This is a genomic window from Bacillus sp. jun7 (genome assembly GCF_051034795.1).
GTDB classification, from domain to species: domain Bacteria; phylum Bacillota; class Bacilli; order Bacillales; family Bacillaceae; genus Bacillus; species Bacillus velezensis.
Map to the genome: position 1 here is coordinate 2,524,606 of NZ_CP093219.1, position 25,571 is coordinate 2,550,176.

Sequence of the window (25,571 nt, forward strand, 5' to 3'; positions counted from 1 at the left end):
TACGTCAAGGGGATTTTTTATGCTGAATGCCCCGGCACTACATGAAAGCAGCCCAGATCAACAAGAATAAAACCATAAGGAGGATTCTCATGGCGAATATGCTTGAAGTCAAACATATAAATAAAACCTATAAAGGACAAGTATCCTATCAAGCTTTAAAACAAATTTCATTTTCAATAGAAGAAGGCGGGTTCACGGCGGTGATGGGACCGTCCGGCTCCGGAAAAACAACACTTTTGAATATCATTTCAACGATCGACCGGCCGGATTCAGGCGATATCCTGATTCACGGAGAAAACCCGCACCGGCTGAAGCGGACAAAGCTCGCTCATTTCCGCCGCAAGCAGCTCGGATTTGTGTTTCAGGATTTCAACCTTCTGGACACGCTGACAATCGGTGAAAATATCATGCTGCCGTTAGCGCTTGAAAAAGAAGCGCCGTCTGTCATGGAAGAAAAACTGCACGGCATCGCGAAAAAGCTCGGAATCGAAGACCTGCTCAATAAACGGACGTTTGAAGTATCCGGCGGACAGCGCCAGCGGGCCGCCATCGCAAGAGCGGTCATTCATAAGCCGTCACTTATTCTGGCTGATGAACCGACGGGAAACCTTGATTCCAAAGCGTCAAAAGATGTCATGGAAACGATGCAGAGCCTGAATCAGGATGATCATGTCACGGCTTTGATGGTGACCCACGATCCGGTTGCGGCAAGCTACTGCCGCCGCGTCATCTTTATAAAAGACGGCGAACTGTTTAATGAGATTTACCGCGGGGAAAACCGCCAAGTCTTTTATGAGCAGATTCTTGATGTGCTGTCTATGCTGGGGGGAAACGCAAATGACCTTTCTTCAGTTCGCTTATAAAAACGTCACGAGAAACAAAAGGGCCTATCTTGCATTCTTCTTGAGCAGCGCCTTTTCCGTTTTGATTTTCTTTACCTTTGCGATGTTCCTGTTTCATCCGGCACTAAAGGAAGGCTACCTGAATAACATCGCCAGAAAAGGCTTAACCGCCGCGGAATGGATGATCTTTGTTTTTTCTTTCTTATTTGTTCTGTATTCGGTTAACGCATTTTTGAAATCGAGAAATAAAGAATTCGGTATCCTGCTGATGCAGGGTATTACGCCGGGGCAGCTGAGAAAGCTCATTACGGCGGAAAACATGATCATCGGCGTCATGTCGATCGCAGCCGGGATTATCGGAGGATTCATTTTTTCGAAAACGTTCTTTACGGTCGGCGCTTATATTTTAGAAATGGACGCGCTGCCTCTGTACATGCCTTGGAAAGCGCTTGGCATTACGGCCGGCGGATTTCTGCTCTTATTTTTCCTTTTATCGCAGTTCACGATCCTTTTTGTCAGATCAAATACGGTGATCAAATTAATAAAGGGCACTGACAAGATCAAGCCGGAGCCGAAGCCGTCCGTGCTTCTGTCCTTATTCGGCATCGCCTGCCTGTGCGGCGGGTACGGCATGGTTCTGAAAGGCAATGTCCACGGGACCGAGCCGTTCATCATTTTACTGCTTACCGTCATCGGCACGTATTTCTTTTTCAGCCAAAGCAGCATCTGGATTCTGCGCGCGCTGAAGAAGTGGAAAACCTTTTATCTGCGCGGGAAAAATGTTATTTGGGTTTCTGACCTTGTCTATCGTTTAAAAGACAATGCCCGCCTGTTCTTTATCGTCAGTATTATTTCCGCGGTTGCCTTTACGGCGACGGGCGTGCTCGCGATGTACAAATCGACCGTCGGGGCGGAAGAGTCCCCCTATGAGATGGAGTATGTATCTTTCAGCAATAATTCAAAAGAAAAGACTCATTTGAAAGATATTGACCATGAACTGAAAACACACGGCTTTACGTATAAGAAAGACAAAATAAATGTTTCCTATGTCCGCTATCAGGAAGGAGATACTGTTCCGCCTGTTTACATGATCAGCAAATCGGATGTATCAAAATACTTCCATGTCAAGCTGAACGGGCTGAAACATAATGAGGCTGTCTATTTCCCGGGCACGTATGACCGCAATTTCAAAAACGACGCGCCGGATCAGCTGAAGCTGCTGAACCAAAAAGGCAAGCCGTCTGACCAAAAACTGACGGTAAAAGAAGTCAAAAAACCGCTGATTTCACTGAATGCCATCATCGCGGTGAACGATCAAACCTTTGATCAGCTGAAATCACTCGGTGAGAAAGCGTCATTATACGGCTACAGCTATGATCATTGGAAAGACAGTCTTGGGATCAGCCAATCCTTGAAAAATGAGATTTACGGCAACTATATCGACGTGCATTCTGATTTTATGGCAAAAGCCGGGACGTACTATGATACGGTGCAGCTGCCGAGCCTGAGTTTATTCATCGGCCTGTTTATCGCGATCGTTTTCTTTGTCGCGGCAGCGAGTTTCTTATATTTCAGGCTGTTCACCGATTTAGATGAGGACCGGGAGCGCTACCGTTCATTGGCCAAAATCGGTCTGAGCGAGCGTGAAATGGCACAAAGCGTGACGATACAATTGGCGATTCTCTTTTTCTTTCCTTTCGTCATTGCCGTCATCCATACGCTGTTTGCTTTGAGAACATTGGCGGTGGAAGGCTATTCCGATGTAGCGGGGCCGCTCAGTCTGACCATCGGAGGGTTTTTCATCTTTCAGCTTCTGTTCTTCCTCGCGGTGCGGACAAGCTATTTGAAAAAAATGAACAAGTAAGGGGAGTGCACAGATGAAAAAAGCATTGGCAATCCTGGCCGTCTTGGCGGCCGCTGCCGTCATATACGGACTTCTCTTTTTTCATAATGATGTTACAGACAGATTTAATCCGTTTATTCACCAGCAAGATGTTTATGTACAGATTGATCGAGATGGCAAACATCTTAGCCCGGGCGGTACTGAGTATACATTAGACGGATATAACGCATCCGGGAAAAAAGAAGAAGTGACCTTTTTCGCCGGGAAAGACCTTCGGAAGAACGCGTATTTGAAGGTGAAGGCGAAAGGAAAGTATGTCGAGACCTGGGAAGAAGTCAGATTTGAAGATATGCCGGGCTCCGTACAGTCAAAATTAAAGTGAACATGAAAAACGGCACAGTGTCATGACTGTGCCGCTTTTTTTATTTTTTATTTTCTTCAGCCCGTTTGATCAGCATGTCGGTGATGATATCCATCTGTTTGCTGACGGCAATCGGGTCATACGGATAGAAGGTGTTGAAATCGTTGATAAAGACACGGTTGTTCTTTACGGCATCGAGATTTTTCCAAACGGATGACTCTTTCAGACGCTCAAATGTTTTGCTTTCTCCATTCGGATTGTAATCGGTAATGAACATATAATCAGCCGCATATTGAGGGATGACCTCTTGGGAAACCTGTTTCATGGCGCCCGTTTTCATGATGTCTTTTTCGATTTTGGCCGGTGCTTTCAATCCGAGCGCGTTATAAACGGCTTGGCCGCCGCGGCCGGAATTGTCATTGAAAATCCAGATTTCGCCTTTATCTGTCGTTTCATAAAGGCCGACTGTCTCGTCTTTGCCGATCACGTTTTTGAGGCGCTTTTGATCGGCTTCTGCCTTTTTGTTGAAGTCTGCCATAAAGCTTTTGGCTTTATCCTTCGCCCCGGCAATGTCACCGAATAGGCTGACCGTATCTTTCGTATTCTTTGCGGTGTTAAAAGGAATGACAATCGTCGGTGCGATTTTCGATAGTTTCTCGTATTGGTCATCCTTCATCAGCACGATTAAATCAGGCTTCAGCTGCATCACTTTCTCCACATTGACGGGATTGCCGATGTCCGTGGTGTTTTTCAGCTGTTTTTTGATAAACGGATTTTTGAAAGCCCATGAGCCCGCCCCGACGACATTTGCGTCAACGGACAGCAGCTCACCCGCATAAAAGTCAGTGACGATCCGTTTCGGATGTGCGGGTATGTCAATATTTCCTTTTGTTGATTCATATGTACGCATGTCTGTCTTTCCTTTGCCTGATGCCGATCCGTTGTTTTCCTTCGCGCCGCTGCAAGCGCTTAATGCGAAAACAAGCAGAAGTGCCAGGCCGATCAGCCATGATTGTTTCTTCATAATGATCCCCCTATTTCGGTGATAATGATTATCATTATTAATATAGCAGGAAGACGTCATTCCGTCTATGTTTTTTATAGAAAACCTTCCTTGATTATCCATGTTATAGTAGTAAAGGAGGAGGAATGAATGTTGATTACGAAAAGAGGGACTTGGTGGGAAGTGCTGCACAGCTGGTGGCTGCTGCTGACTTTCGCGCCGTTTGCGCTGACCGCTTTCTTGGCCTTTTTCTATATCGGCTACCGGGCCAAGAACAAAAAATGGCTGAAATACGGACTTATCTATTTTATTATTTTAGCAATTGCTTTTGTGCTGCCGAGCACGCCGGGCGTGTATATCGTGCTGCCTTTATGGGTCATCTCCATCATCCACGGGCTGAAAGTGCGGGCGGCTTATTTGATACAGCTTGATGTGTTTAAACAAAACGTCGAAGCAAGAGCGTTTGAAGCGGTAAGGCATGAGGCGGAAGCAAAATTCGGCGGAAAACCCGCTCATCGCATTGATCTGACAAAACAGAGATAAAAACAAATGACAAAGCCGGTATCTCGCGCTTTGTCATTTGCATGACCGGCCTATTGCTGGTATGAATGCTGCTGAAACGGTGTGTGATGCTGTGTTTGCGGGAATGAAGAAACATTAGCGTTTGCCATCGGTGCAGGCATGTGTCCGCTTACTTCCTGCTGAAGCTGATTGCACACATTCACGATTTGCTGGCATTTCTGAATGGCCGCTTCATGCCCCTGCAGCGCTTGCTGAATGGTATGAACGGCATGCTGTTCATGGTTAAGCATCTGCTGAAGCATTTGAATGTTTTGCTGTTCCTGCTGGAGCATTTGCTTGTACTGCTGACTGCTTTGCTGTGTCTGCTGAATAAGCTGCTGTGCTGTTTGGCGGCATTGCTGCAGCTGATTTCCGCTGTATTGGTTTTGATACATCATGAAGACCTCCCGGAGTGATTGATTTTACACATTTATCATGTGAAAGAATAGGAGAGGCATTCATGCAAGAAAAGGATTCAAATATTTACCTGTTATGTACAGAGCGGAATACAAGGCTCGGGATGGCCTGTCGAGCTTTGTATTCCGGCCCTTTTTCTCAGAAGCCGCCTTCTGTAGCGTGAAAAGGAATATTGAGTCTGTTTTCGACTGCGCGCAGGCGCTGATTCAAACGGTTTAAGCGGCGGGTATGGATTTCAATGGACTGGCTCAGCCGTCTGATCTGCTCATTTATACGCGTGATTTCCCGGTTTTGGCGCTGGTCTTCTTGTGAGAGGCGGGTGAGCTCTCTCGTTTGCTGGGCGTTTTGTCTTTCAAGCTGGGCGACTCTCCGTTCTAAAGCCGTCGGCTGCCGCTCTTCAGACTGAGGGGGCGCATAATAATAGCTTTCCTGCTGCTGATACGGCTCATACTCAACGGGGCTCACTTCGTATTCCTGCTGCTGAGGGAAATAGGCAGATGGGGTGTAGTACTGATATGGGTTCATTCATCATTCTCCTTATCTAGTGAAGTCTTTATACACTATGTAGTCAATTGCACAGTGCCACGGCATCCGCCTAACTTACAGGCGTAAAAAAAGCTTCAAAAGAAGGTGATCATGTTGCGGAACATACGGATTTTCATCATGACGGTTCTTGTTATCGGGTGCGTCATGATAACAGGCTGCTCGCAAAAGAAAGCAGACGAACCCCCTTTTTATTACGGGACATGGGATGCGGGGCTGAAACCGGGCCCGATGGACGGGGTCAGATCTGAAACCGTCACGTTTACGAAAGACAGCGTGCTGACAAAGCAGGTCATTAAAGGCCGCGGCGAGGTTCCTATGCCCTCAGATGTTTACAAGGTGATCTCACAAAACACGGACGGAACGATCGAGATTGAATACCTCGGACATCCGCACCCCGTCAAAAGCACGTTGAAAAGAGGAAAAAACGATACGCTCATTTGGAAGATATACGGAGAAACAAAAACAATGACAAGAATAAAAACCGGCGGGGAGGATGCACATGAGAAATAAGGATGCCGACAGACTCGTTTTGACGGGTGTCATCGTACATATCATTCAATGGTTTTCACTGTTATGGTTATTTTTTATGCTTTTTGATCAGTTCGGGCGTTTTACCATTTATAATCCCAATGTCGTCAACGGCAGCATGCAGTCTTTTTCATTCTTTGATATGATGCGCGCTCTTCTGTTTTCCGGCACGCTGCGGAATACGCTCCTGCTGTTTCTGTTTGCGGCGATGCTCATTTACTTATGGGTGAACGCTCTGTTTATCCTGCTGGAAATCGTTTCTTATATCATGATCAGGCGGAACAGCCGTTCATTATGGGCATACTTTCCCGCAGCGATGGGAATAAAGCTTGCCCTTCTGGACATAGCGGCCGTCCCTTTCTTTGCGGCGGGGCTGATGCTCTTGAAGCAGAAAACAGATGACGGCGGCGAACAAGCTGACAAGGGGAAAAGACGGCCCCGCATCCGGAGGCAGGCCCGGTATACGAAGAGAAGGCGGAGAAACTTGTCCGTTTGATTTTTCATTGAAACGAAAAAACGATATGATGAAAGCATAAGCAGAAAAGGATACAAAGGAGATGCAGGATGTACAAGTTAATCGCAATAGATATGGACGGAACACTATTAAACGATCATCATGAAGTGACGGCTGAAGTCCGCGGGGCGCTTGATGCCGCCAAAGCGGAAGGGGTCAATATCGTCCTGTGCACGGGCCGGCCGATCGGCGGCGTGCGTCGGTATTTGGAAGAGCTGAACTTACAGGAAGAAGGCGACTTTGTGATTGCCTATAACGGCGCACTCGTCCAAAATACGTATACAAACGGTGTCGTGGCCGAGCAGTCATTAGGCTTTGAAGATTTGGAGTCGCTTTACGAGCTGAGCTTACTGCTGGATACCCCGATGCATTACTTTGACACAGCCAATCTGTACACGCCGAACCGGGATATCAGTGAATACACGGTATACGAATCATACATTACGAAAGTGCCGCTTCATTTCCGCACGATCGATGAAGTGCCGAAGGATATTCTGATTCCGAAAGTCATGTTTATTGACGATCCGGACAAGCTGGAGAAAGCGATCGCTTCCATTCCGGAATCATTCAGGGAAACATACACAATGGTCAAAAGCGCGCCATTCTTCCATGAGATTCTTCACCCGAAAGTCAGTAAAGGAAACGCGGTCAAGCTGCTGGCCGAAAAACTCGGCATTGAACAGAAAGACGTCATGGCAATCGGCGATAACGGCAACGACATGTCCATGATTCAGTGGGCCGGCTGCGGTGTGGCAATGGCCAATGCCATCCCGGAAGTAAGGGAGATTGCTGATTTTGAAACGAAATCAAATAACGAACACGGCGTGGCGCATGCGATTCAGGAGCTTGTGCTGAAAAAATAGGCACCCCATCAGAGGGTGCTTTTTTACCGCGTGTTTTGGTGATATGATAAGCGGAGAGGGGAGGCGCGACATGGATCGTGAAAAACAGCAGCTCAGCATAGAAGCGGCAAAACTATATTATCAATCAGGTTACAGCCAGCAGCAGATCGCCGAACGGCTTAATCTGTCACGCCCCACCGTTTCAAGGCTGCTTCAGTACGCAAAGGAAAAAGGGTATGTTCAAATTCGCGTCATGGACCCGTTTGAGGATCTGGACGAACTCGGCGCGAAGCTGGAAGAAAAATACGGGCTGCTTGAGGCGCACGTCGTCTTTTCTCCAAGCGACGATTACCAGGCCATTACACATTACTTAAGCCGCTATGGCGCAGACTATATGCATAAAACCGTAAAGGACGGCGATATACTCGGCGTAAGCTGGGGGACGACGATGTATCAGATCGCAAGCCGCATGGAGCCGAAGCAGGTAAAGAGCGTTGAAGTCGTGCAGCTGAAAGGCGGCATCAGTCATTCCAATGTCAATACGTATTCGTCAGAAACGATTCAGCTGTTCGCCGAAGCATTTCAGACCATGCCGAGGTATTTGCCGCTGCCGGTTATATTTGACAGCGCTGATGTGAAGCAGATGGTCGAGCGGGACAGGCATATTAAGCGGATCATTGAAATGGGCAGACAAGCCAATATCGCCCTGTTTACGGTCGGAACCGTCCGGGATGAGGCGCTGCTTTTCAGACTCGGCTATTTCCGGGAAGAAGAGAAACAATTGCTGAAAGCACGCGGAGTCGGCGATATTTGTTCGCGCTTTTTTGACGAGGCAGGCAGGATTTGCAGCAGCAGCATTAACGGCAGGACGATCGGAGTCGAGCTCAGCGACTTGAAAATGAAAGAGCGTTCGATTCTGGTGGCGGGCGGCAGCAGAAAATGCAAGGCCATTCACGGTGCCCTGAAAGGAAAGTACGCCAACGTTTTGATTACCGATCAGCATACGGCCAAAAAACTCATTCAAGAATTGTGACAATTCATGAACATAATTTCAATTACCAATTTACATATGTTCAAAATTCGGTTATTCTAAACGTATCCTAGGAAAAAGGAAGTGCATACAATGTCAATTGCAAGTCAAATAGACCATACTGCTTTGAAACCGCATACACAAAAAGCGGATATTTTACAACTGATAAAAGAAGCAAAAGAATATAAATTCGCTTCCGTTTGTGTGAACCCGACTTGGGTCAAACTCGCAGCGGAGGAACTGAAGGGCACCGGAGTTGACGTTTGCACCGTTATCGGATTTCCTCTCGGCGCAACGACATCGGAAACAAAAGCATTTGAAACGAAGGATGCCATCTCAAAAGGAGCCACTGAGGTGGACATGGTCATCAATATCGGCGCATTAAAAGACGGCGATGATGAAGCGGTTGAAGCTGATATCCGCGCGGTAGTTGAAGCAGCTGATAAAAAAGCGCTCGTCAAAGTGATCATCGAAACATGCCTTTTGACAGATGAAGAAAAAGAGCGCGCGTGCCGCTTGGCGGTATCCGCAGGCGCCGATTTCGTCAAAACGTCTACCGGTTTTTCTACAGGCGGGGCAACGGCTGAAGATATCGCTCTCATGAGAAAAACAGTCGGACCGGACATCGGGGTCAAAGCATCAGGCGGCATCAGAACAAAAGCTGATGTTGACAGCATGATCGCTGCGGGCGCGAGCCGGATCGGCGCAAGTGCGGGCGTCTCTATCGTGAGCGGCGGAGACAGCGGCAGCAGCGACTATTAATCAGCAGTGCGGAAGCCGAAAGCTTCCGCCATCCTCTTTCTTTGTTGATGCATAAAAAATTGTAAGCGAATACAAATAAAAGGAGAACACATATGAAGTATCTCATCGGAATTATCGGAATCATTGTGTTTTTAGGTCTTGCCTGGCTTGCCAGCAACGGCAAAAAAAGAATCAGAATCCGGCCGATCGCCGTCATGCTCGTGCTGCAGCTGATTCTCGGTTATATTCTCCTCAACACCGGTATCGGGAATTTTCTTGTCGGCGGTTTTGCAAAAGGATTTAACTACTTGCTGGAATATGCATCAGAAGGGATTAACTTTGTATTCGGCGGGCTTGTGAATGCGAAACAGACGACGTTCTTCATGAGCGTGCTTCTGCCGATCGTCTTTATATCCGCTTTAATCGGAATTCTGCAGCATTGGAAGGTCCTCCCCTTTATCACGAAGTATATCGGACTTGCGTTAAGCAAGGTGAACGGAATGGGGAAAATCGAATCTTACAACGCTGTCGCATCCGCGATTTTAGGGCAATCAGAAGTCTTTATCAGTTTGAAAAAACAGCTGGGTTATCTTACTGAACAGCGCTTATACACGCTTTGCGCGTCCGCAATGTCGACGGTCTCAATGTCGATCGTCGGTTCTTACATGATGATGCTGAAGCCTGAATACGTCGTGACGGCGCTTGTGCTGAACTTATTCGGCGGATTTATCATCGCTTCTATCATCAACCCGTACACCGTCAGCAAAGAAGAGGATTTGATCGTCGTTCCTGAAGAAGAAAAGCAATCCTTTTTTGAAGTGCTCGGTGAGTATATAATGGATGGATTCAGAGTCGCCGTTGTCGTAGCGGCGATGCTGATCGGATTTGTCGCACTCATTGCCCTGGTCAACGGCGTTTTTAACGCGGTCTTCGGCATTACATTCCAGGCGCTGCTCGGATATGTATTCGCGCCGTTTGCGTTTTTAACCGGTATTCCGTGGAATGAAGCGGTGAGCGCCGGAAGCATTATGGCGACGAAAATGGTATCGAATGAATTTGTGGCGATGCAGACGCTCTCATCCGGCGATTTCCATTTCAGCGCGCATACACAGGCAGTGGTATCTGTATTTCTTGTCTCATTCGCGAATTTCTCCTCTATCGGGATCATTACCGGTGCGGTGAAAGGGCTGCATGAAAAACAAGGAAACGTCGTCGCGCGGTTCGGGCTGAAGCTGCTGTACGGCGCAACGCTCGTCAGCTTCCTGACAGCGGCGATCGTCGGATTGATTCACTGAACATAAATGAAGGACAGGTGATAGATCATGAGAATGGTAGATCTTATTGTGAAAAAACAAAATGGAAAAGAACTGACAACAGAAGAAATTCAATTTTTCGTAAAAGGATATACGGACGGAAGCATCCCTGATTACCAGGCAAGCGCCCTTGCTATGGCGATTTACTTTCAGGATATGACGGATCAGGAGCGCGCCGATCTGACAATGGCGATGGTCAATTCAGGGGAAACGATTGATCTCTCCGCCATTGAAGGCATTAAGGTCGACAAGCACTCTACGGGCGGGGTCGGCGACACGACAACTCTCGTACTCGCTCCGCTCGTCGCGGCGCTCGGCGTTCCCGTCGCTAAAATGTCCGGCCGGGGCCTTGGCCATACGGGGGGAACCATTGATAAGTTGGAAGCGATCGAAGGCTTCCACGTGGAATTGTCAAAAGATGAATTCATCAAGCTTGTGAACCGCGACAAGGTAGCCGTCATCGGACAAAGCGGGAACTTGACGCCTGCTGATAAAAAGCTGTATGCGTTGCGTGATGTAACGGGTACGGTGAATTCCATCCCGCTGATCGCAAGCTCAATTATGAGTAAAAAAATCGCCGCCGGAGCAGATGCCATCGTGCTTGACGTCAAAACGGGAGCCGGCGCGTTTATGAAAACGGATGAAGACGCCGTGAACCTCGCCAAAGCAATGGTCCGCATCGGAAACAACGTCGGCCGCCAGACGATGGCCGTGATTTCTGACATGTCGCAGCCGCTCGGTTTTGCGATCGGGAATGCCCTGGAAGTACAAGAAGCCATTGATACATTAAGAGGGGAAGGCCCTGAAGACTTAAACGAACTCGTCCTCACGCTCGGCAGCCAAATGGTCGTATTGGCGAAAAAAGCTGAGACATTGGAAGAAGCGAGAACGAAGCTTCAGGAAGTCATGAAAAACGGCAAAGCGCTTGAAAAGTTCAAAGAGTTCCTGAGCAATCAGGGAGGAGACGCTTCCGTCGTTGACGAACCGTCCAAACTTCCGCAGGCGGCGTACAAAATTGACGTTCCGGCAAAAGAAGCGGGTGTCGTTTCAGAAATCGTCGCTGACGAAATCGGTGTCGCAGCGATGCTGTTAGGCGCGGGACGTGCGACAAAAGAGGACGAAATCGACCTAGCCGTCGGCATTATGCTCCGCAAAAAAGTCGGTGACAAAGTCGAAAAAGGCGAGCCGTTCGTCACCCTTTACGCCAACCGCGAAAACGTTGACGACGTGACCGCCAAAGTCTATGACAACATCCGCATCTCAGAAAAAGCGGAAGCGCCGAAACTGATTCATACGCTGATTACGGAATAAGACAAAAAAGGCACATACCTCATCAGTATGTGCCTTTTTTTATGGCATGGTTTTATCCAAATGAATGTCACGGACGGATTGTTTCGGCTGTTTCTTTCTCAAAAAACGAATGAGATAGCACAGGATCATACAAGGAATTCCGCAGAAGAGGGCGATTCTTTGATTGGGATCAAATGCAAGGCCTACGCATGAAGCGAAACATAAGATCACAGCGGCGATCGGAACGAGAGGGTATAACGGTGTGCGGAAGGTCAGATCCGCGACGCGTCCGCCGTTTTTCACATAATGTTTTCGAAATAACAGCTGAGACAGGGCGATGCTCATCCACACCACGACGCCGGCAAATCCGGCTATTGCCACGAGCACTACGTAGACCGTGCCCGGGGCGGCGATGCTTGAGATCAAGGATATGCAGGAAACGGCCATGCTGGCGAGCAGGGCATTCAGCGGAATGCCTTTCGGCGTGACTTTTTTGAACCGGGCGCTGATCATGTTTTCATTCGCAAGAGACCACAGCATCCGGGTGGAAGCATACAGTCCGGAGTTGGCGACCGAAAGCAAAGCGGTTAAAATCACGAAGTTCATGATATCTGCGGCGTATGGAATTCCGATTTGGGAAAAGACCGCGACAAACGGACTTTCAATCACACCGGCTTCCTTCCAGGAGATCAGTCCGGACAGCACAAAAATGGCGCCGATAAAAAAGATGACCGTTCTCCAGGCGACATTTCGGATCGAACGCGGAATATCTTTTGCCGGATTGGCGGTTTCACCCGCTGTAATTCCGATCAGCTCCGTCCCTGAAAAGGCAAAGCTTACGGAAATCATTGCGATGAAAACCGCAAGAAAGCCGTTCGGAAACAGTCCGCCGTGTGAGGTGAAATTCGACAGCATCGGAGCTTCACCCGAACCGTGCAATGAAATCAAACCGAACATCGCGGCGCCGCCTAAGATGATAAATAAAAGGATGGTGACGATTTTGACGCTGGAAAACCAAAACTCCGTTTCTGCAAACAATTTAACGGAGAATGCATTGGCGGCAAAAAGGAGAGCCGCGAAAATCGCGCTCCACATCCAGACGCTGCTGTGGGGAAACCAGCGCTGCATGAGGATACCGGAAGCTGTAAACTCCGATCCTACCGTCACCACCCAATTCACCCAATACATGATACCGACCATAAAACCCGTGGACGGCCCGATAAACGTTGTCGCATACGTTTGAAATGAACCGGTCACAGGCATGGCTACTGACAATTCTCCGAGACACTGCATGACAAGATACATCATCAAGCCGCCGATCAGGTAAGCGGCGATCGTCCCGCCCGGCCCGGCCTGGCTCAATGTATACCCTGTGCTCAAAAACAGCCCCGTGCCGATGACCCCTCCCAATGAAATCATAAATAAGTGCCTGCTTTTCATCGTGCGCTTTAGTTGATTGCCGCCTTGATCAACATCCATCGTGATCTCCCCCTTTTTGCGTGGCATGAGAATCTTCCGGCAGCCGAGATCACGCGTGCCGGATTTGACTTTAACGTGACAATTTAAATCCCTTCAATGCATGTAAAATGACGTGTGCAGCTGCCCGGCTTGTCATATCGCGAAAATCAAGTGTCGGATCAACCTCAACGATCTCAATGCCCGAGATGTCAGCCTCCTGGGCTAAATACCGGACCGCCTGAAGCAGTTCCTCGGTATACAGGCCTCCGGGGCCGATCGCAGGACAGCCAGGCGCATGAGCTTGATCCAGCACATCCATATCAACCGAAATAAAAATGGCGTCGGCTCTTTTTTGAACGGCCGGCAAAGTGTCTTGTATCGTTCGGAGAAGCCCTTTCTCCCGGATCATCTCCATTGTATGCACGTCTGCCTGACGTTCTTTTACATATTGTTCATATGCCAAGCTGTTGCTGAACTCCCTGATTCCAAGCTGAATCAGGTTTTGTCCGCTTATGATGTTTTCATCTAACAGACGGCGGAATGGCGTACCGTTTGTCGGCCCTCCGTCTTCTGTGTTGCGGACGTCGTGGTGGGCGTCGAATTGAAAGACGGCCGTTGTTCCTTTCGTTTCCGCAATGGCTTTAATGGTGGAATAACTGATGGAGTTGTCGCCGCCGAGAATGACGGGCACCCAGTCAGGCTGGTCCGTCAGAATATCATAAATGGTCCGATAAATGTGTTCGTGAGATTTGACGACATCCGTGACGTGAATCTGAATATCGCCGATATCGTACAGATGGTCAATGACATGCTCCCGCAGCTCCGCGGAATATGCGGAAATGCCGCCGAGCGCCCGGCGGATCGCACCGGGTGCAAAGCAGGCGCCGGAATGGCTGATTGACGACTTAGAAAGCGGAACGCCGATCAAAGCCGGCCCTTTGATCGTTTGTCCCGCCCACGCTTCCGTCACATCGCCGATCCTTGTCACATGGCGGTCGTTGAAGAGGGAGCCGGCTTTTTGCAGAAACGGATACTTATCCAAGAGCGGCTCCCTCCCTTGAAACGACCGTCTTCCCGTTCTTGATAACACGGCGGACATGATTGACGCCGTAATGATACGGGATATACATGTAATTCGGCGCTTCCCAAATGACAATGTCAGCCGCCCGTCCGGATTTGATTTGTCCGGCCTCTTCGCCTTTTCCGATCGCATACGCAGCGTTAACGGTGACAGCGTGCCAGATTTCTTCTGCGGTCATTTTTAAATGAAGCGCGGCAATCGACATAATGAGCTGGAGATTTTCCGTCGGTGAGCTGCCCGGGTTGAAGTCAGTCGCCAAACTGACCCGTACGCCCGCATCAATCATCTCCCGGGCTCTCGCATAAGTGTGTTTGCCGAGATAGAAAGTCGTGCCCGGCAGCAGGACGGCGATCGTTCCGGCCTCCGCTAGCTTTTCGATGCCTGCATCAGACGCCCCCACCAAATGATCGGCAGAAACAGCATGCAGCTCTGCCGCCAATTCCGCGCCGCCGAGCGGGTCAATCTCATCAGCATGGATTTTCAGGCCGAAACCAGCTTCAGCCGCCTTTTTCAGGTAGTCCCGTGACTGGCTGACGGTAAAGACGCCTGTTTCTGTGAAAATATCGGCAAATTGCGCAAGGCCTTTTTCTTTTATGTCGGGCAAAAGCTGCAGCATGCGATTCAGAAATTCGTCAGGGCTGTTCCGGTACTCAGGCGGAATGGCGTGTGCTCCCATAAAGGTCGTGACAAGGTCGACCGGCTGGCGCTCACCCAGTTTTTTCGCCGCGGTCAGCTGTTTCAGCTCCGTGTCTTTGTCGAGCCCGTACCCGCTTTTTACTTCAGCGGTCGTGATGCCGTATGACAGCATGCGTCCGAGGTGAAAAAGCCCTTTTTCAATCAGTTCTTCTTCGGAGGCGGCTTTCGTGTCTTTGACCGTTGACAAAATACCGCCGCCTTGCGCCAGAATATCCAAATAAGACATACCCTGAATTTTTAAATTCAGTTCTTTTTCGCGGGACCCTCCGAATACAAGATGGGTATGGGGATCGACGAGGCCGGGGGTGACGAGCCGTCCCCCGCAGTCGATAATGTCTCTTGCCTCGTATCCTTTCTCCGCTCCTTGATGTCCGGCAAAAACAATGCGCCCGTCGTGAACGCCGATGACGGCATTTTCCGAGACATGAAGATCCTGCATGCTCCCGCCGAATCGGGGGCCGCCGGATTCCATCGTCAGCAGCTGGCCGATGTTGGTGAGTATGGTATCTATTTGTTTCGGCATGTTACCGCTCCTTTTTCATCGGTATTATAATGTCTTGTTCCTCGGCGACTTGAACCGCTTTTTCATAACCTGCGTCCGCATGGCGGATGATGCCCATACCCGGATCGCTTGTCAGAACGCGGGAAAGCCGTTGTTCCGCAAGGATGCTGCCGTCAGCGACCGCGACCATTCCCGCGTGAAGGGAATACCCCATGCCGACGCCCCCGCCGTGGTGAAAAGAAACCCAGCTTGCGCCTGAGGCCGTGTTGATCAGCGCGTTCAGCACCGCCCAATCGCCGACCGCGTCGCTTCCGTCTTTCATCGCTTCTGTTTCCCGATTCGGAGAGGCGACAGATCCGCAGTCTAAATGGTCTCTTCCGATGACGATCGGGGCTTTCAGCTCGCCGTTTCTGACCAATTCATTGATGGCGAGCCCCATCTTTTCCCGTTCACCGTAGCCGAGCCAGCAAATACGGGACGGCAGGCCTTGGAACGTGACTTTTTTCTGCGCCATGTCAATCCAGCGGTGGAGGGCTTGATTTTCTGGAAACAGCTCTTTTAATAAAGCGTCCGTGCGGTATATATCTTCAGGGTCACCGGACAGCGCAGCCCAGCGGAACGGCCCTTTTCCTTCACAAAATAAAGGCCGGATGTAGGCCGGAACAAATCCCGGAAAATCAAAAGCATCGGCGAGACCCTCATCTTTGGCAGCCTGGCGGATGTTGTTGCCGTAATCAAAGACGATAGCCCCTTTTTTCTTGAAGGCGAGCATGGCTTCCACATGCTTTTTCATACTCTGCTTGGAAAGCCTTACGTATAATTCAGGCTGATCCCGGCGCAGGCGGTCGGCCTCTTCAAGTGAGTATCCTGCCGGAATATAGCCGATCAGCGGGTCGTGAGCGGAAGTCTGATCGGTCACGATGTCAATATGGACGCCGCGGTTCAAAAGCTCATGATGCACCTCTGCCGCATTGCCGAGAAGGCCGATCGATAAAGGTTCTCCGGCTTGTCTGGCTGTTTCGGCCCAGCGCAGCGCTTCGTCAATTGATGCGGTTTTCCGGTCGCAATAGTTTGTTTCTATCCGTTTATCAATCCGTGTTTCATCCGCTTCAACGGCGATGACGACGCCATCATTCATCGTGACGGACAGCGGCTGGGCGCCTCCCATTCCGCCAAGTCCGGCCGTCAGCGTAAGGGTTCCTTTCAGACTGCCGCCGAAATGCTGTCTCGCAAGCTCCGCAAAGGTTTCATAGGTGCCTTGCAAAATACCTTGTGAACCGATATAAATCCAGCTGCCGGCGGTCATTTGCCCGTACATCATCAGTCCTTTTTTCTCAAGGTCATGGAAATGCTCCCAATCCGCCCATTTCGGCACGAGGACCGAATTAGCCAGCAGGACGCGGGGCGCGCGGCTGTGCGTGCGGAACAGTCCGACCGGTTTTCCGGATTGGATCAGCAGTGTTTCATCATCTTTTAATGTTTTGAGGGAGCGCTCAATCGCGTGAAAAGCATCCCAGTTTCGCGCGGCCTTGCCTATGCCGCCGTATACGATCAGATCCTCCGGCTTTTCGGCAACCTCCGGGTCAAGGTTGTTTCGGAGCATGCGGAGCACGGCTTCCTGCTCCCATCCTAAGCATTCAAGTTCGGTGCCGCGGCCGGCGCGGATTGATTTCTTTACATCAGTCATCTTGTAAGTCCCCCTTCATTGGTCATCAGTTTTCGGTGATGCTCATTCGGCAGAAAAGACTCCTTCTTCAGCCAGTCACTCAGATGCTCGATGTCATAAGAAAACACGCGGTCTTCTTGTATGGACGGCACGATGTTTCTCATTTCGAGATAGAGCTGTTTTGTGTACGAGGCGCAATGTTCCGCACCCCGGTATTCCACAGCCTGCAGCGCGCAAATGGCTTCAACGGCAAGCACCCGTCTCGTATTCGCGATGATCTGGTAGGCGTGCCTTGAGGCGATGGTTCCCATGCTGACGTGATCCTCCTGGTTTGCCGATGAAGGAATGGAATCGACACTGGCGGGATGGGCCAGGGTTTTATTTTCTGACACGAGGGAGGCCGCCGCATATTGCATGATCATCGCTCCGGATTGTAAGCCGGGCTGAGGGCTCAGAAAGGGCGGCAGGTCATTCAGCTGCGGATTCACAAGCCGTTCAATACGGCGTTCAGAAATATTCGCAAGCTCGGCCGCCGCCACTTTGAGAAAATCCATGGCAAAGGCGATCGGCTGTCCGTGAAAGTTTCCGCCTGAGATGATTTTGGCGCCGTCTTCGAAAATGAGCGGGTTATCTGTCGCGGCATTCATCTCAATTTCTAATTTTTCTTTTACATACGCTAATGTCTGCCATGATGCGCCGTGGACTTGAGGGATACAGCGGATCGAATAGGCGTCCTGGACACGCAGCTCCCCTTGGACGGTCGTCAGTCTGCTGTCTGACAAGTAATAGCGGATTCGCTCTGCGACATCCATCTGTTCCTGATATCCGCGGGCGGTATGAATGTCCTCGTCAAACGCATCGATAATGCCCTGAAGGCCTTCGATCGTTAAGCTCGCAATCCGTTCTGACTGATAGGCCAGCTTTTCGGCCTCGAGGTAAGCGATCAGTCCCATCGCGGTCATGGCCTGCGTTCCGTTGATCAGCGCGAGTCCTTCTTTAGAGGTCAGGACGGCCGGCTGAAGGTTTGTCTTTTCTAAAGCATGAGCTGCCGGCATCCGGGTCCCTTCGTAAAAGACTTCGCCTTGCCCGATAAGCGCCAGTGCGAGATGAGAAAGCGGCGCCAAATCTCCGCTCGCCCCCAGTGACCCTTGCTGCGGGATGACCGGGTGAATGCGATGATTGAGAAACGCGAGCAGTTGATCAATCAGCTCAGTCCGTACGCCGGAAAAGCCTTTCAGCAGGGCATTGGCGCGCAAAAGCAGCATGGCCCGCGATACAGATTCCGGAAACGGATCACCGACGCCGCACGCGTGAGAAAGAATCAGATTCAGCTGCAGATCCGCGGCGTCTTCTTTTTGAATCAGCACATCGCTGAACTTGCCGAATCCCGTCGTAATCCCGTAAATGGTCTTCTCTTCTTGAACGATCCGTTCAACCGCCGCCCTGCTTTTTTTCACACGTTCCATGCTTTCGGCAGATGCCTGAACCTCTTCAAAATCAAACAGCACACGCTGGGCATCTGCGGTTGTCAGTGAGGAACCGTCTAACGTTACCATCATTTCAACCCCTTTTTCTTTACTTTGGTAAAGCGCCCATAGAAAAAGGAGCTATGCCATGAAAATGATATTTCACGCATAGCCCCCTATCATCTGAAATCTATGGGCTGATTCATATGTGATTAATTCCGACTCCGAATGTTTCGTGCTCAAGCCCCTTAATCGGAGCTCCGATCGTACCGTAAAGGGAAACGGCGATCCAATCGCCTTCCGCCTCGCTTTCATATGGATTTCCCCGCAAGACGGCAAACTTCAGGCCCACGGTACGAAGCAGCGAGCCAAGCAGCATTTCGCCCCGCGTCACTCCGTGCAAAGCTTCCATTGTGGCATGATACAGCGCATGTGATTCGCGATAACCCTCAGATTGAATGACACCGCTCTTTTTGGAAGCGGTTTCAATTGCAGCTACCACCTTATGCGCATCCATTGAACCCACCCTGCCGAGACAGACTTTCCAGCCGTCCCGTTCCAGCCGGCTGATCTGCTGGTTTTCTTCAGTCTCATGAAGCAGAAGAAGGACGGACAATCGCCCGATGCGGCGGTCTTTGTGTAAGGTCATATATGCTTCACTCAATTCTTAAATATTCTGATAACTAGTAACTGTTTTTTATATTAAGTGTTTGCGAATCAGAAGTCAAAACTTTTTTTCCAGTCTTTCACAAATCAGATTGCTATTGTATTAAAGCGGTACATCGGGAAGCCGGCGCTGTTGATCACATATTTCCGCCATCCGCGTCATAAAATGGAGCGTTGTCTTGAAAGCGTTTTAAGAAAAGAAGAGAGCGAGGAGATTTCAGAAAATGAAAACCAGTTTCTTTCGTGTGTGTCTGGTCTCAGCAGCGGTTATCGGGTTCACTCTGCCGCAGGCAAAAGCCCGGCATCCCGTTTTTTCAGAGGTCAGCGTGCATGATCCGTCCGTCATCAAAACAGGCGATACATATTATGTATTCGGCTCGCATTTGGCTTCCGCCAAGTCGAAAAACCTGATGCAGTGGCAGCAACTGTCTTCAAGCGTCAATCCCAATAATCCCCTGATCCCGAACGTCTACTCCGAATTAAAAGAGACATTCGACTGGGCCCAGTCTGATACGCTGTGGGCGCCGGATGTGGCTCAGCTGGCTGACGGGAAATATTACATGTACTATAACGCCTGTAAAGGAGACTCGCCGCGATCCGCTCTCGGTGTCGCCGTGAGTGACAAAATCGAAGGACCCTACAAAAACAAAGGCATCTTTTTGAAATCAGGCATGGAAGGAAAAAGCGAAGACGGCACGACGTATCATGCAAACGTTCACCCGAACGTCGTAGATCCGCAAACGTTTTTTGACCATAAAGGCAAGCTCTGGATGGTGTACGGCTCTTACTCCGGGGGGATTTTTATACTGGAAATGAATCCGAAAACCGGTTTCCCGCTCCCGAACCAAGGCTACGGAAAAAAACTGCTCGGCGGAAATCACAGCAGAATCGAAGGCCCGTACATCAGCTACAATCCGGAAACGAAATATTACTATCTGTATCTGTCATTCGGCGGACTTGACACAGCCGGCGGCTACAATATGCGTGTGGCGCGCTCTAAAAATCCGGACGGTCCGTACTATGACGCCGCAGGCTATAACATGCTTGACGCTAAAGGAAAAGACGGCAGTTTCTTCGATGACAAAGCAATTGAACCGTACGGGGTCAAACTCATGGGCGGCTACAGCTTCGCCTCACAATCTGAAAAAGGCACGGGCTACGTCTCTCCGGGACACAACTCCGTGTTTTACGACGGGAAAACGAAACGATCATACCTCATTTTCCACACCCGTTTCCCGAATAGAGGAGAAGAGCACGAAGTCAGAGTGCATCGGCTGTACATGAACAAAGACGGATGGCCCGTTGCAGCGCCGTACCGCTACGCGGGAGAACCGGATACACACATATCGGCAGCCGCCGCATCCGGAGCCTACAAACTCATCCAGCACGGAAAAGACATTACAGCTACGATCAAAACCCCAAAAACCATCCGGCTTAACAACGACGGCACCATTTCCGGGGAAATGACCGGAACCTGGACAATAACCGACAGCAGCAAAGCCCGAATCAACCTGAACGGTACAAATTATGACGGCGTCTTCCTGAAAGAATGGGACTCAGCGAGGGAGAAGGAAGTTGTGACGTTTAGTGTCCTGAGCGGTGATGGGGAGGCTGTTTGGGGAGTGGAGTGAGGCGGACTCAGAATCTTCTTTTAATTAAGAAGGTTCTTTTTTTTGTAATATAAAAAATCACTTGAAAAGTAATTAATACTCTATAGAGTATAATATTGTTATAGAGATTGTTTTATTATAGTTGTAAGTTCTTTTAAAACAAGTTCATTTTTTGAAAGAGGAGAAATATGAGTAATGTTGTACTTCAAAGCTTTTTAGAAAAGGTTATAGCGAAAAAGATTTTAGATAAGTTAAATAGTATCCGGGATAATAGTAATATTAAACAAACTCATTTAAGTACAAAAGCCGGTAAGAGTGATAATGCTTTTAACAAAATGCTGAATGAAATGAAGGTTCCTAAAATATCAACAGTTTTGAGATACCTCGATGCTACTAATGAGCTGCTGAAAGAAAATAAAATGAATGAAATAACAATAGACGAGCTTTTGGATATTGAAATTCTAGAAATAGTGAGAAGAACAAATAACATTACAGATGGCGATTTTGACAGTTATATTGAACACAATAAGGATTTTTTAAAAGGTATAACGTTCTATTTTGAAATTATGAAAAAGAAAAAAATAATGAGTATTGAAGAAGAAAAACTTTATATGAAAATTAAAGAATTATAAACAGAAATGGAGACTGAGATATGGCAGCAGAAAGGCTTATTTGGTTCATTACAAGGCCGGAAAGGGATCCAAAGTTTCACAAGGAAGCCATAAAGGCTTTATATAAAGCAACTGATGAATTAAAACTGACTTGGTCAGGTAATAGAGAAGTACACAAAAGATATGAACAAGAGTTAGCAGATATAGGTATTAAAAGACAGAATATAAGTGAGAGCGGATCGGGCGGGAGAACATGGATGGCATTACTAAGGACTTTTGCTTATTGTTATTTAGATGAAGAGGGAAAGGTTGTACTGACTAAAGCCGGAAGGTCTATACTAAAAGAGGAAAAAGTATATCAAAATATTCGGAAGCAGATACTCACCTTTCAATATCCAAATGCATACTTCTTAGAAAAAGGATTTAAACCTAAGTTTCATGAGGACTTTCAAATACGTCCCGTAAGATTTTTAATTAAATTAGTTAATCAAGAATCGCTAGATTATTATGTTACAAAAGAAGAAATTACCTATTTTGTAATGGTGGCCCAAAAAGATAATCAAATAAAAGAAATAACAGAAAGTATTATCAATTTCCGAAATTCTAGTGTTGGAGAACAAAATAAATTAAAACAAAATATAGCTGAAAAGTTCGAACATAGAGAGAGGTCAGATAAAGGAGCTCGAGATTTCAATACTGCTCATTCTGATGTTGCGCATACTTTTATGCTGATAAGCGAGTATACAGGATTGGTGAAATATGTTAGAGGCAAAGCATTAATAGTTGAAAATTCCAAAAAAGAGGAAATAAAAAATGAGATGGAAATATTGGATGCAAAGTATCCGTTTAATAAACGCTATCTCATTTCTTTGCAAAGAATGTTTGAAAATAACGGATTAGATGTTGACAGCTACAAAGCAAGCTCCTTCCATAACATAAAACCTGCAACTAATTCATTAAAAACAAAAAGGAAGCTTCAAAGTATTCTTAAAAATATACCTACTCCGTCTATGCTTGATAAAGAAGATCTTGTTGGAATTCTAAATGAAGAATTTCCTCGGAGTGATGCAGAAGAGTATGCCGATGAAATCCTGGCTGATAATCAATATAAAGCCTTAAATATTAACTTTGTCGAGAGCTACTTAAATGAGAACAGCGATCATCAATTTGAAAAAAGTACGGGAAACATTTTTAAAGCGTTGGGTTTTGAGGTCACAATGCATCCTAAAGCTTTAAATGGGGAAAGAACAGAAATTGATATTTTAATCAGTTATGGTAACGTGTATGGAATAATAGATGCAAAGAGATACAAGGATAAGTTTACATTAAGTGCTTCTTTTGCCTCTCATATGGCTTCGGAATATATACCAAATTATAAAGGTTACGAGGATAAAGAAATGGTTTTTTATGGGTACGTAACAGCATCAAATGAATTTAGAGGTGTTAAAAATTTAGAAAAAATAAAAAGATTAACTGAAAGAAATCTTCAGGGATACTCTGTTGATGGTATTATGCTGAATTCTAAAACTTTATTAGGATTACTGGATTATTGTATAGAAAATGAATTAATGCCTGAACAAAGAGTAAGTATTTTTCTCGGAGCAGTAAAAAATAAGAGCTTTTCATCATTTGAACAATTACTAAAAGAAGTCAACAAAAGTTAAGAGATTGAATTATGCATTTAGAGTAGAAACTTTAAATTATCTATTAGTACTATGTTTTTAAGCGTGCTTACAGAGTTGTGCTTATATTTATAGAGTGCCTGAATTAGAAAAAGGAATCTGACTGCAGATTCCTTTTTCTTAAATCATATAAGGAACTTTTTCCTCTTTAACTAACTCTTTAAAAGTCCATTTTGGCTCAATGGAGTCATATTCAATTCCAGCAAACGTTTTTAGTATCGCTTCTGCAATAATTTGAGCAGCTTTTGGAGGAACAGCCATGCCGATTTGCTGTCTTACCTTTTCTTTCTTTCCTTCAAATACAAAATGATCAGGAAAGGTTTGCAGGCGTGCCCGTTCTCTATTTGTTAAGGCGCGGGGCTCTTCCCAATGGTACACGTGAGTGCCGCCGCCGCCGCTTCCAGTCACCGTATAAGATGGTTCATCCGGATGAAGACGTTTATAAATCTGGCTCATTCGGGCACCTTTCACTTTAAGTCGTAATTCTTCCGGGATGCCCTCATACCAGGCGTTCTTTCCGGGAGGAATATAGTTCAGCATCTCAATAGTTTTTTGATTATGTTTCGTAGGCTCATGATTTTCAGTAAAATCAAGAATAGGCGGATTATTGAGTGCGTCGTATGCAGTAACATACTGATTAGGAGTAGTAGGAGCAGGAATTTTGAATTCTAAATTCTGGTCTTTTCTGATACCTACTATAATAATACGGTGTCTTTTTTGCGGTACGCCGTATTCCTCAAATTTATATAAGTGAGGAGTGATTGTATAACCCATCCCCGCTTCTCCCAGTTCTCTCAATATCTGAATAAAAGCTTTACCTTCATTTGCACTTTGCAGACCGCCCACATTTTCAGCAATAAAAAATTTCGGATTATGATAATTGAGCACCTTTACACCATATGAGTAAAGAGGGCCGTAATCTCCGCTCATTCCTTTATGTTCTCCAACTATACTGTAATCATTGCAAGGGAATCCAAAGGCTAATGCATCTATAGGAGGGAGGCTTTCTATATCCAATTCTTGTACAGGACCCTCAATTACTGACGGGTCATCAATATTTTTGCAGATATTTCTTCTGTATGTTTTACATGCAGATTCGTCATAATCATTAGACCACTCATGTTTTATGCTGTATTCATTACCGGAACTGTCAACGACACGGGCACTTGTAATTCCTAAAGACAGTCCTCCTGGTCCGCTGAACAATTCTCCTTTTCGGAAGATCATATAAAAACCTCCATTTGTTGATCTCATACACATTATAAACTATAACACATCTTAACGCTAAAAAGGGAACGTTTGTTTCGCGAATTTAAAAGGAGAAAACTTTTGTTTTAATAGAAGATTTAAATGTTTTCATTGAGGGAAAACTTTTACAAATCGGGAGGGGAATCGTATGGCTGATACTCATACAAAAGAACAAAGAAGAAAGAATATGCAGGCGATTAAAGCAAAATCAAAATTAGAAGATAAAGTATCCGCAGCCTTATGGAACAGGGGGCTGCGATTCAGAAGAAATGTTTCATCTCTTTTTGGTAAGCCAGATATAGCTATTAAAAAATACAAAATTGTTATCTTTGTTGATTCTTGCTTTTGGCATGGATGCAGCTCTCATGGAAATCAGCCAAAAAGCAACAAAGCGTATTGGGAGAAAAAACTGAAGCGGAATAAGGAAAGAGATCAAGAGGTTACTTCCTACTATATAAAACATGGCTGGCATATATTAAGGGTTTGGGAACATGCTTTTAAAGAGAATTTTGAAAGAACAATAGATGAGATAGAAACTTTTATAAAAACGAATATGTAAATAACTGATTATAAATTTTTCCGGTGATAAATAATTCCTTTTTCCTATTCATCCAAATAAACCCATAGTGTAACATGAAAATAGTCTATAATGCCCAAAATTTACAAGCGGGGTGTTTACTTATACTAGCAGAGATGAACGCATTACATTCGGCAAGAGCCGACTTTGCTATAAAACAAGAGCACATTCATGCCTTGAAACAAGTCAGACATGAAATAACAAATTTAAAACATGAGTTTGCAGATATCAACCATTTGATCAGTCAGCCTCATTTATCCCCGCATACGTGGAAAGGGAGCCATGCAAAGGCCTTTGAAGAGTGTTGCGAAGATATGGCACATGCCTGGGCTGATATCAAAAAGGACCAGGTGAACGGGATAATTGAACGCATTAATGAAAAGATTTCTATATTAGAGGGTGACGTGCATACACTTCAGCACAGAATACGATCAATTGAGAATGAGATCCGAAAACAAAAAGAGAAGAGATGAGGTG

Annotated in this window: 26 protein-coding genes; 16 read left to right on the forward strand and 10 right to left on the reverse strand. The window is 47.1% G+C overall.

The features are described 5' to 3' along the window. Window positions 1-89 precede the first annotated feature (89 nt). Genes yxdL through MJQ52_RS12270 form a run of 3 tightly spaced genes read left to right on the forward strand, consistent with a single transcriptional unit; the run spans window position 90 to window position 3,067 of the window. Complete coding sequence (yxdL, locus tag MJQ52_RS12260) at window positions 90-863, forward strand: ABC transporter ATP-binding protein YxdL (protein ID WP_094247360.1); 774 nt, start codon at window positions 90-92, stop codon at window positions 861-863. Beyond that, window positions 838-2,706, forward strand: a complete 1,869-nt coding sequence (yxdM, locus tag MJQ52_RS12265) for an ABC transporter permease YxdM (RefSeq protein ID WP_434181819.1) — start codon at window positions 838-840, stop codon at window positions 2,704-2,706. Before yxdL ends, yxdM begins: the two co-directional genes overlap by 26 nt. 13 nt (window positions 2,707-2,719) lie before the next feature. Next, complete coding sequence (locus MJQ52_RS12270) at window positions 2,720-3,067, forward strand: YxeA family protein (RefSeq protein WP_004393256.1); 348 nt, start codon at window positions 2,720-2,722, stop codon at window positions 3,065-3,067. A 40-nt stretch (window positions 3,068-3,107) separates the two neighbouring features. Here MJQ52_RS12270 and MJQ52_RS12275 read toward each other — a convergent pair whose 3' ends face one another. Beyond that, window positions 3,108-4,070, reverse strand: a complete 963-nt coding sequence (locus MJQ52_RS12275) for an iron-hydroxamate ABC transporter substrate-binding protein (RefSeq protein WP_004393259.1) — start codon at window positions 4,068-4,070, stop codon at window positions 3,108-3,110. Window positions 4,071-4,199: 129 nt separating this feature from the next. Here MJQ52_RS12275 and MJQ52_RS12280 point away from each other — a divergent pair, with 129 nt between their 5' ends. Further along, window positions 4,200-4,592 (forward strand): hypothetical protein, encoded by a 393-nt coding sequence (locus MJQ52_RS12280; RefSeq protein WP_007407824.1) that lies wholly within the window; start codon window positions 4,200-4,202, stop codon window positions 4,590-4,592. A 50-nt stretch (window positions 4,593-4,642) separates the two neighbouring features. On the opposite strand, the gene MJQ52_RS12285 is transcribed toward MJQ52_RS12280, so the two are convergent. Both MJQ52_RS12285 and MJQ52_RS12290 read right to left on the reverse strand, forming a co-directional pair. Continuing rightward, window positions 4,643-5,005 carry a hypothetical protein gene (locus MJQ52_RS12285; RefSeq protein ID WP_007407823.1) on the reverse strand — a complete coding sequence of 121 codons (363 nt, stop codon included), beginning with the start codon at window positions 5,003-5,005 and terminating at the stop codon, window positions 4,643-4,645. A 160-nt stretch (window positions 5,006-5,165) separates the two neighbouring features. Then, entirely contained in the window at window positions 5,166-5,552 is a 387-nt protein-coding gene (locus MJQ52_RS12290) for a hypothetical protein (RefSeq protein ID WP_434181820.1), read from the reverse strand. A 111-nt stretch (window positions 5,553-5,663) separates the two neighbouring features. Between MJQ52_RS12290 and MJQ52_RS12295 the strand changes: the two genes are divergently transcribed. The 7 genes from MJQ52_RS12295 (at window position 5,664) to MJQ52_RS12325 (ending at window position 11,852) form a co-directional block, all read left to right on the forward strand. Further along, window positions 5,664-6,083 carry a DUF3255 family protein gene (locus MJQ52_RS12295; protein WP_060673806.1) on the forward strand — a complete coding sequence of 140 codons (420 nt, stop codon included), beginning with the start codon at window positions 5,664-5,666 and terminating at the stop codon, window positions 6,081-6,083. Continuing rightward, entirely contained in the window at window positions 6,073-6,597 is a 525-nt protein-coding gene (locus tag MJQ52_RS12300) for a hypothetical protein (RefSeq protein WP_094247362.1), read from the forward strand. Before MJQ52_RS12295 ends, MJQ52_RS12300 begins: the two co-directional genes overlap by 11 nt. Window positions 6,598-6,665: 68 nt before the next feature. Beyond that, window positions 6,666-7,478 carry a sugar-phosphatase gene (yidA, locus tag MJQ52_RS12305; protein ID WP_094247363.1) on the forward strand — a complete coding sequence of 271 codons (813 nt, stop codon included), beginning with the start codon at window positions 6,666-6,668 and terminating at the stop codon, window positions 7,476-7,478. 70 nt (window positions 7,479-7,548) lie between these two features. Continuing rightward, entirely contained in the window at window positions 7,549-8,490 is a 942-nt protein-coding gene (locus tag MJQ52_RS12310; RefSeq protein WP_094247364.1) for a sugar-binding transcriptional regulator, read from the forward strand. 90 nt (window positions 8,491-8,580) lie between these two features. Beyond that, the gene (gene deoC / locus MJQ52_RS12315; RefSeq protein ID WP_004393277.1) at window positions 8,581-9,249 is read left to right on the forward strand and encodes a deoxyribose-phosphate aldolase; all 669 of its coding nucleotides are present in this window, start codon (window positions 8,581-8,583) and stop codon (window positions 9,247-9,249) included. 92 nt (window positions 9,250-9,341) lie between these two features. Then, on the forward strand, window positions 9,342-10,523 hold the full coding sequence (locus tag MJQ52_RS12320) for a NupC/NupG family nucleoside CNT transporter (RefSeq protein WP_004393280.1): 1,182 nt from the start codon (window positions 9,342-9,344) through the stop codon (window positions 10,521-10,523). Window positions 10,524-10,550: 27 nt separating this feature from the next. After that, window positions 10,551-11,852: a pyrimidine-nucleoside phosphorylase gene (locus MJQ52_RS12325; RefSeq protein ID WP_094247365.1), complete on the forward strand. Its 1,302-nt coding sequence runs from the start codon at window positions 10,551-10,553 to the stop codon at window positions 11,850-11,852. A gap of 39 nt (window positions 11,853-11,891) precedes the next feature. Here MJQ52_RS12325 and MJQ52_RS12330 read toward each other — a convergent pair whose 3' ends face one another. From MJQ52_RS12330 to hutP, 6 genes are all read right to left on the reverse strand, one after another. After that, on the reverse strand, window positions 11,892-13,310 hold the full coding sequence (locus MJQ52_RS12330) for an amino acid permease (protein ID WP_004393284.1): 1,419 nt from the start codon (window positions 13,308-13,310) through the stop codon (window positions 11,892-11,894). A 70-nt stretch (window positions 13,311-13,380) separates the two neighbouring features. After that, window positions 13,381-14,331, reverse strand: a complete 951-nt coding sequence (gene hutG, locus MJQ52_RS12335) for a formimidoylglutamase (protein WP_173612905.1) — start codon at window positions 14,329-14,331, stop codon at window positions 13,381-13,383. Further along, window positions 14,324-15,589: an imidazolonepropionase gene (gene hutI, locus MJQ52_RS12340; RefSeq protein ID WP_434181821.1), complete on the reverse strand. Its 1,266-nt coding sequence runs from the start codon at window positions 15,587-15,589 to the stop codon at window positions 14,324-14,326. The genes hutG and hutI overlap by 8 nt, the downstream gene beginning before the upstream one ends. A 1-nt stretch (window position 15,590) precedes the next feature. After that, window positions 15,591-17,255, reverse strand: a complete 1,665-nt coding sequence (gene hutU / locus MJQ52_RS12345; RefSeq protein ID WP_146275877.1) for a urocanate hydratase — start codon at window positions 17,253-17,255, stop codon at window positions 15,591-15,593. After that, complete coding sequence (gene hutH / locus MJQ52_RS12350) at window positions 17,252-18,790, reverse strand: histidine ammonia-lyase (RefSeq protein WP_191073249.1); 1,539 nt, start codon at window positions 18,788-18,790, stop codon at window positions 17,252-17,254. The genes hutU and hutH overlap by 4 nt, the downstream gene beginning before the upstream one ends. 112 nt (window positions 18,791-18,902) lie before the next feature. Then, window positions 18,903-19,349: a hut operon transcriptional regulator HutP gene (gene hutP / locus MJQ52_RS12355; RefSeq protein ID WP_004393292.1), complete on the reverse strand. Its 447-nt coding sequence runs from the start codon at window positions 19,347-19,349 to the stop codon at window positions 18,903-18,905. A 241-nt stretch (window positions 19,350-19,590) separates the two neighbouring features. Between hutP and MJQ52_RS12360 the strand changes: the two genes are divergently transcribed. From MJQ52_RS12360 to MJQ52_RS12370, 3 genes are all read left to right on the forward strand, one after another. After that, on the forward strand, window positions 19,591-20,997 hold the full coding sequence (locus MJQ52_RS12360) for a glycoside hydrolase family 43 protein (protein WP_094247367.1): 1,407 nt from the start codon (window positions 19,591-19,593) through the stop codon (window positions 20,995-20,997). A 167-nt stretch (window positions 20,998-21,164) separates the two neighbouring features. After that, window positions 21,165-21,608, forward strand: a complete 444-nt coding sequence (locus MJQ52_RS12365; RefSeq protein WP_049589291.1) for a hypothetical protein — start codon at window positions 21,165-21,167, stop codon at window positions 21,606-21,608. A gap of 20 nt (window positions 21,609-21,628) precedes the next feature. Next, the gene (locus MJQ52_RS12370) at window positions 21,629-23,251 is read left to right on the forward strand and encodes an AlwI family type II restriction endonuclease (protein WP_434181822.1); all 1,623 of its coding nucleotides are present in this window, start codon (window positions 21,629-21,631) and stop codon (window positions 23,249-23,251) included. 138 nt (window positions 23,252-23,389) lie between these two features. Here MJQ52_RS12370 and MJQ52_RS12375 read toward each other — a convergent pair whose 3' ends face one another. After that, on the reverse strand, window positions 23,390-24,496 hold the full coding sequence (locus tag MJQ52_RS12375) for a DNA cytosine methyltransferase (protein WP_032875608.1): 1,107 nt from the start codon (window positions 24,494-24,496) through the stop codon (window positions 23,390-23,392). Window positions 24,497-24,665: 169 nt separating this feature from the next. Between MJQ52_RS12375 and MJQ52_RS12380 the strand changes: the two genes are divergently transcribed. Continuing rightward, window positions 24,666-25,076 carry a very short patch repair endonuclease gene (locus MJQ52_RS12380; protein ID WP_024085991.1) on the forward strand — a complete coding sequence of 137 codons (411 nt, stop codon included), beginning with the start codon at window positions 24,666-24,668 and terminating at the stop codon, window positions 25,074-25,076. 134 nt (window positions 25,077-25,210) lie between these two features. Next, window positions 25,211-25,567: a YwqH-like family protein gene (locus MJQ52_RS12385; RefSeq protein WP_223883515.1), complete on the forward strand. Its 357-nt coding sequence runs from the start codon at window positions 25,211-25,213 to the stop codon at window positions 25,565-25,567. The last annotated feature ends 4 nt before the right edge of the window (window positions 25,568-25,571 follow it).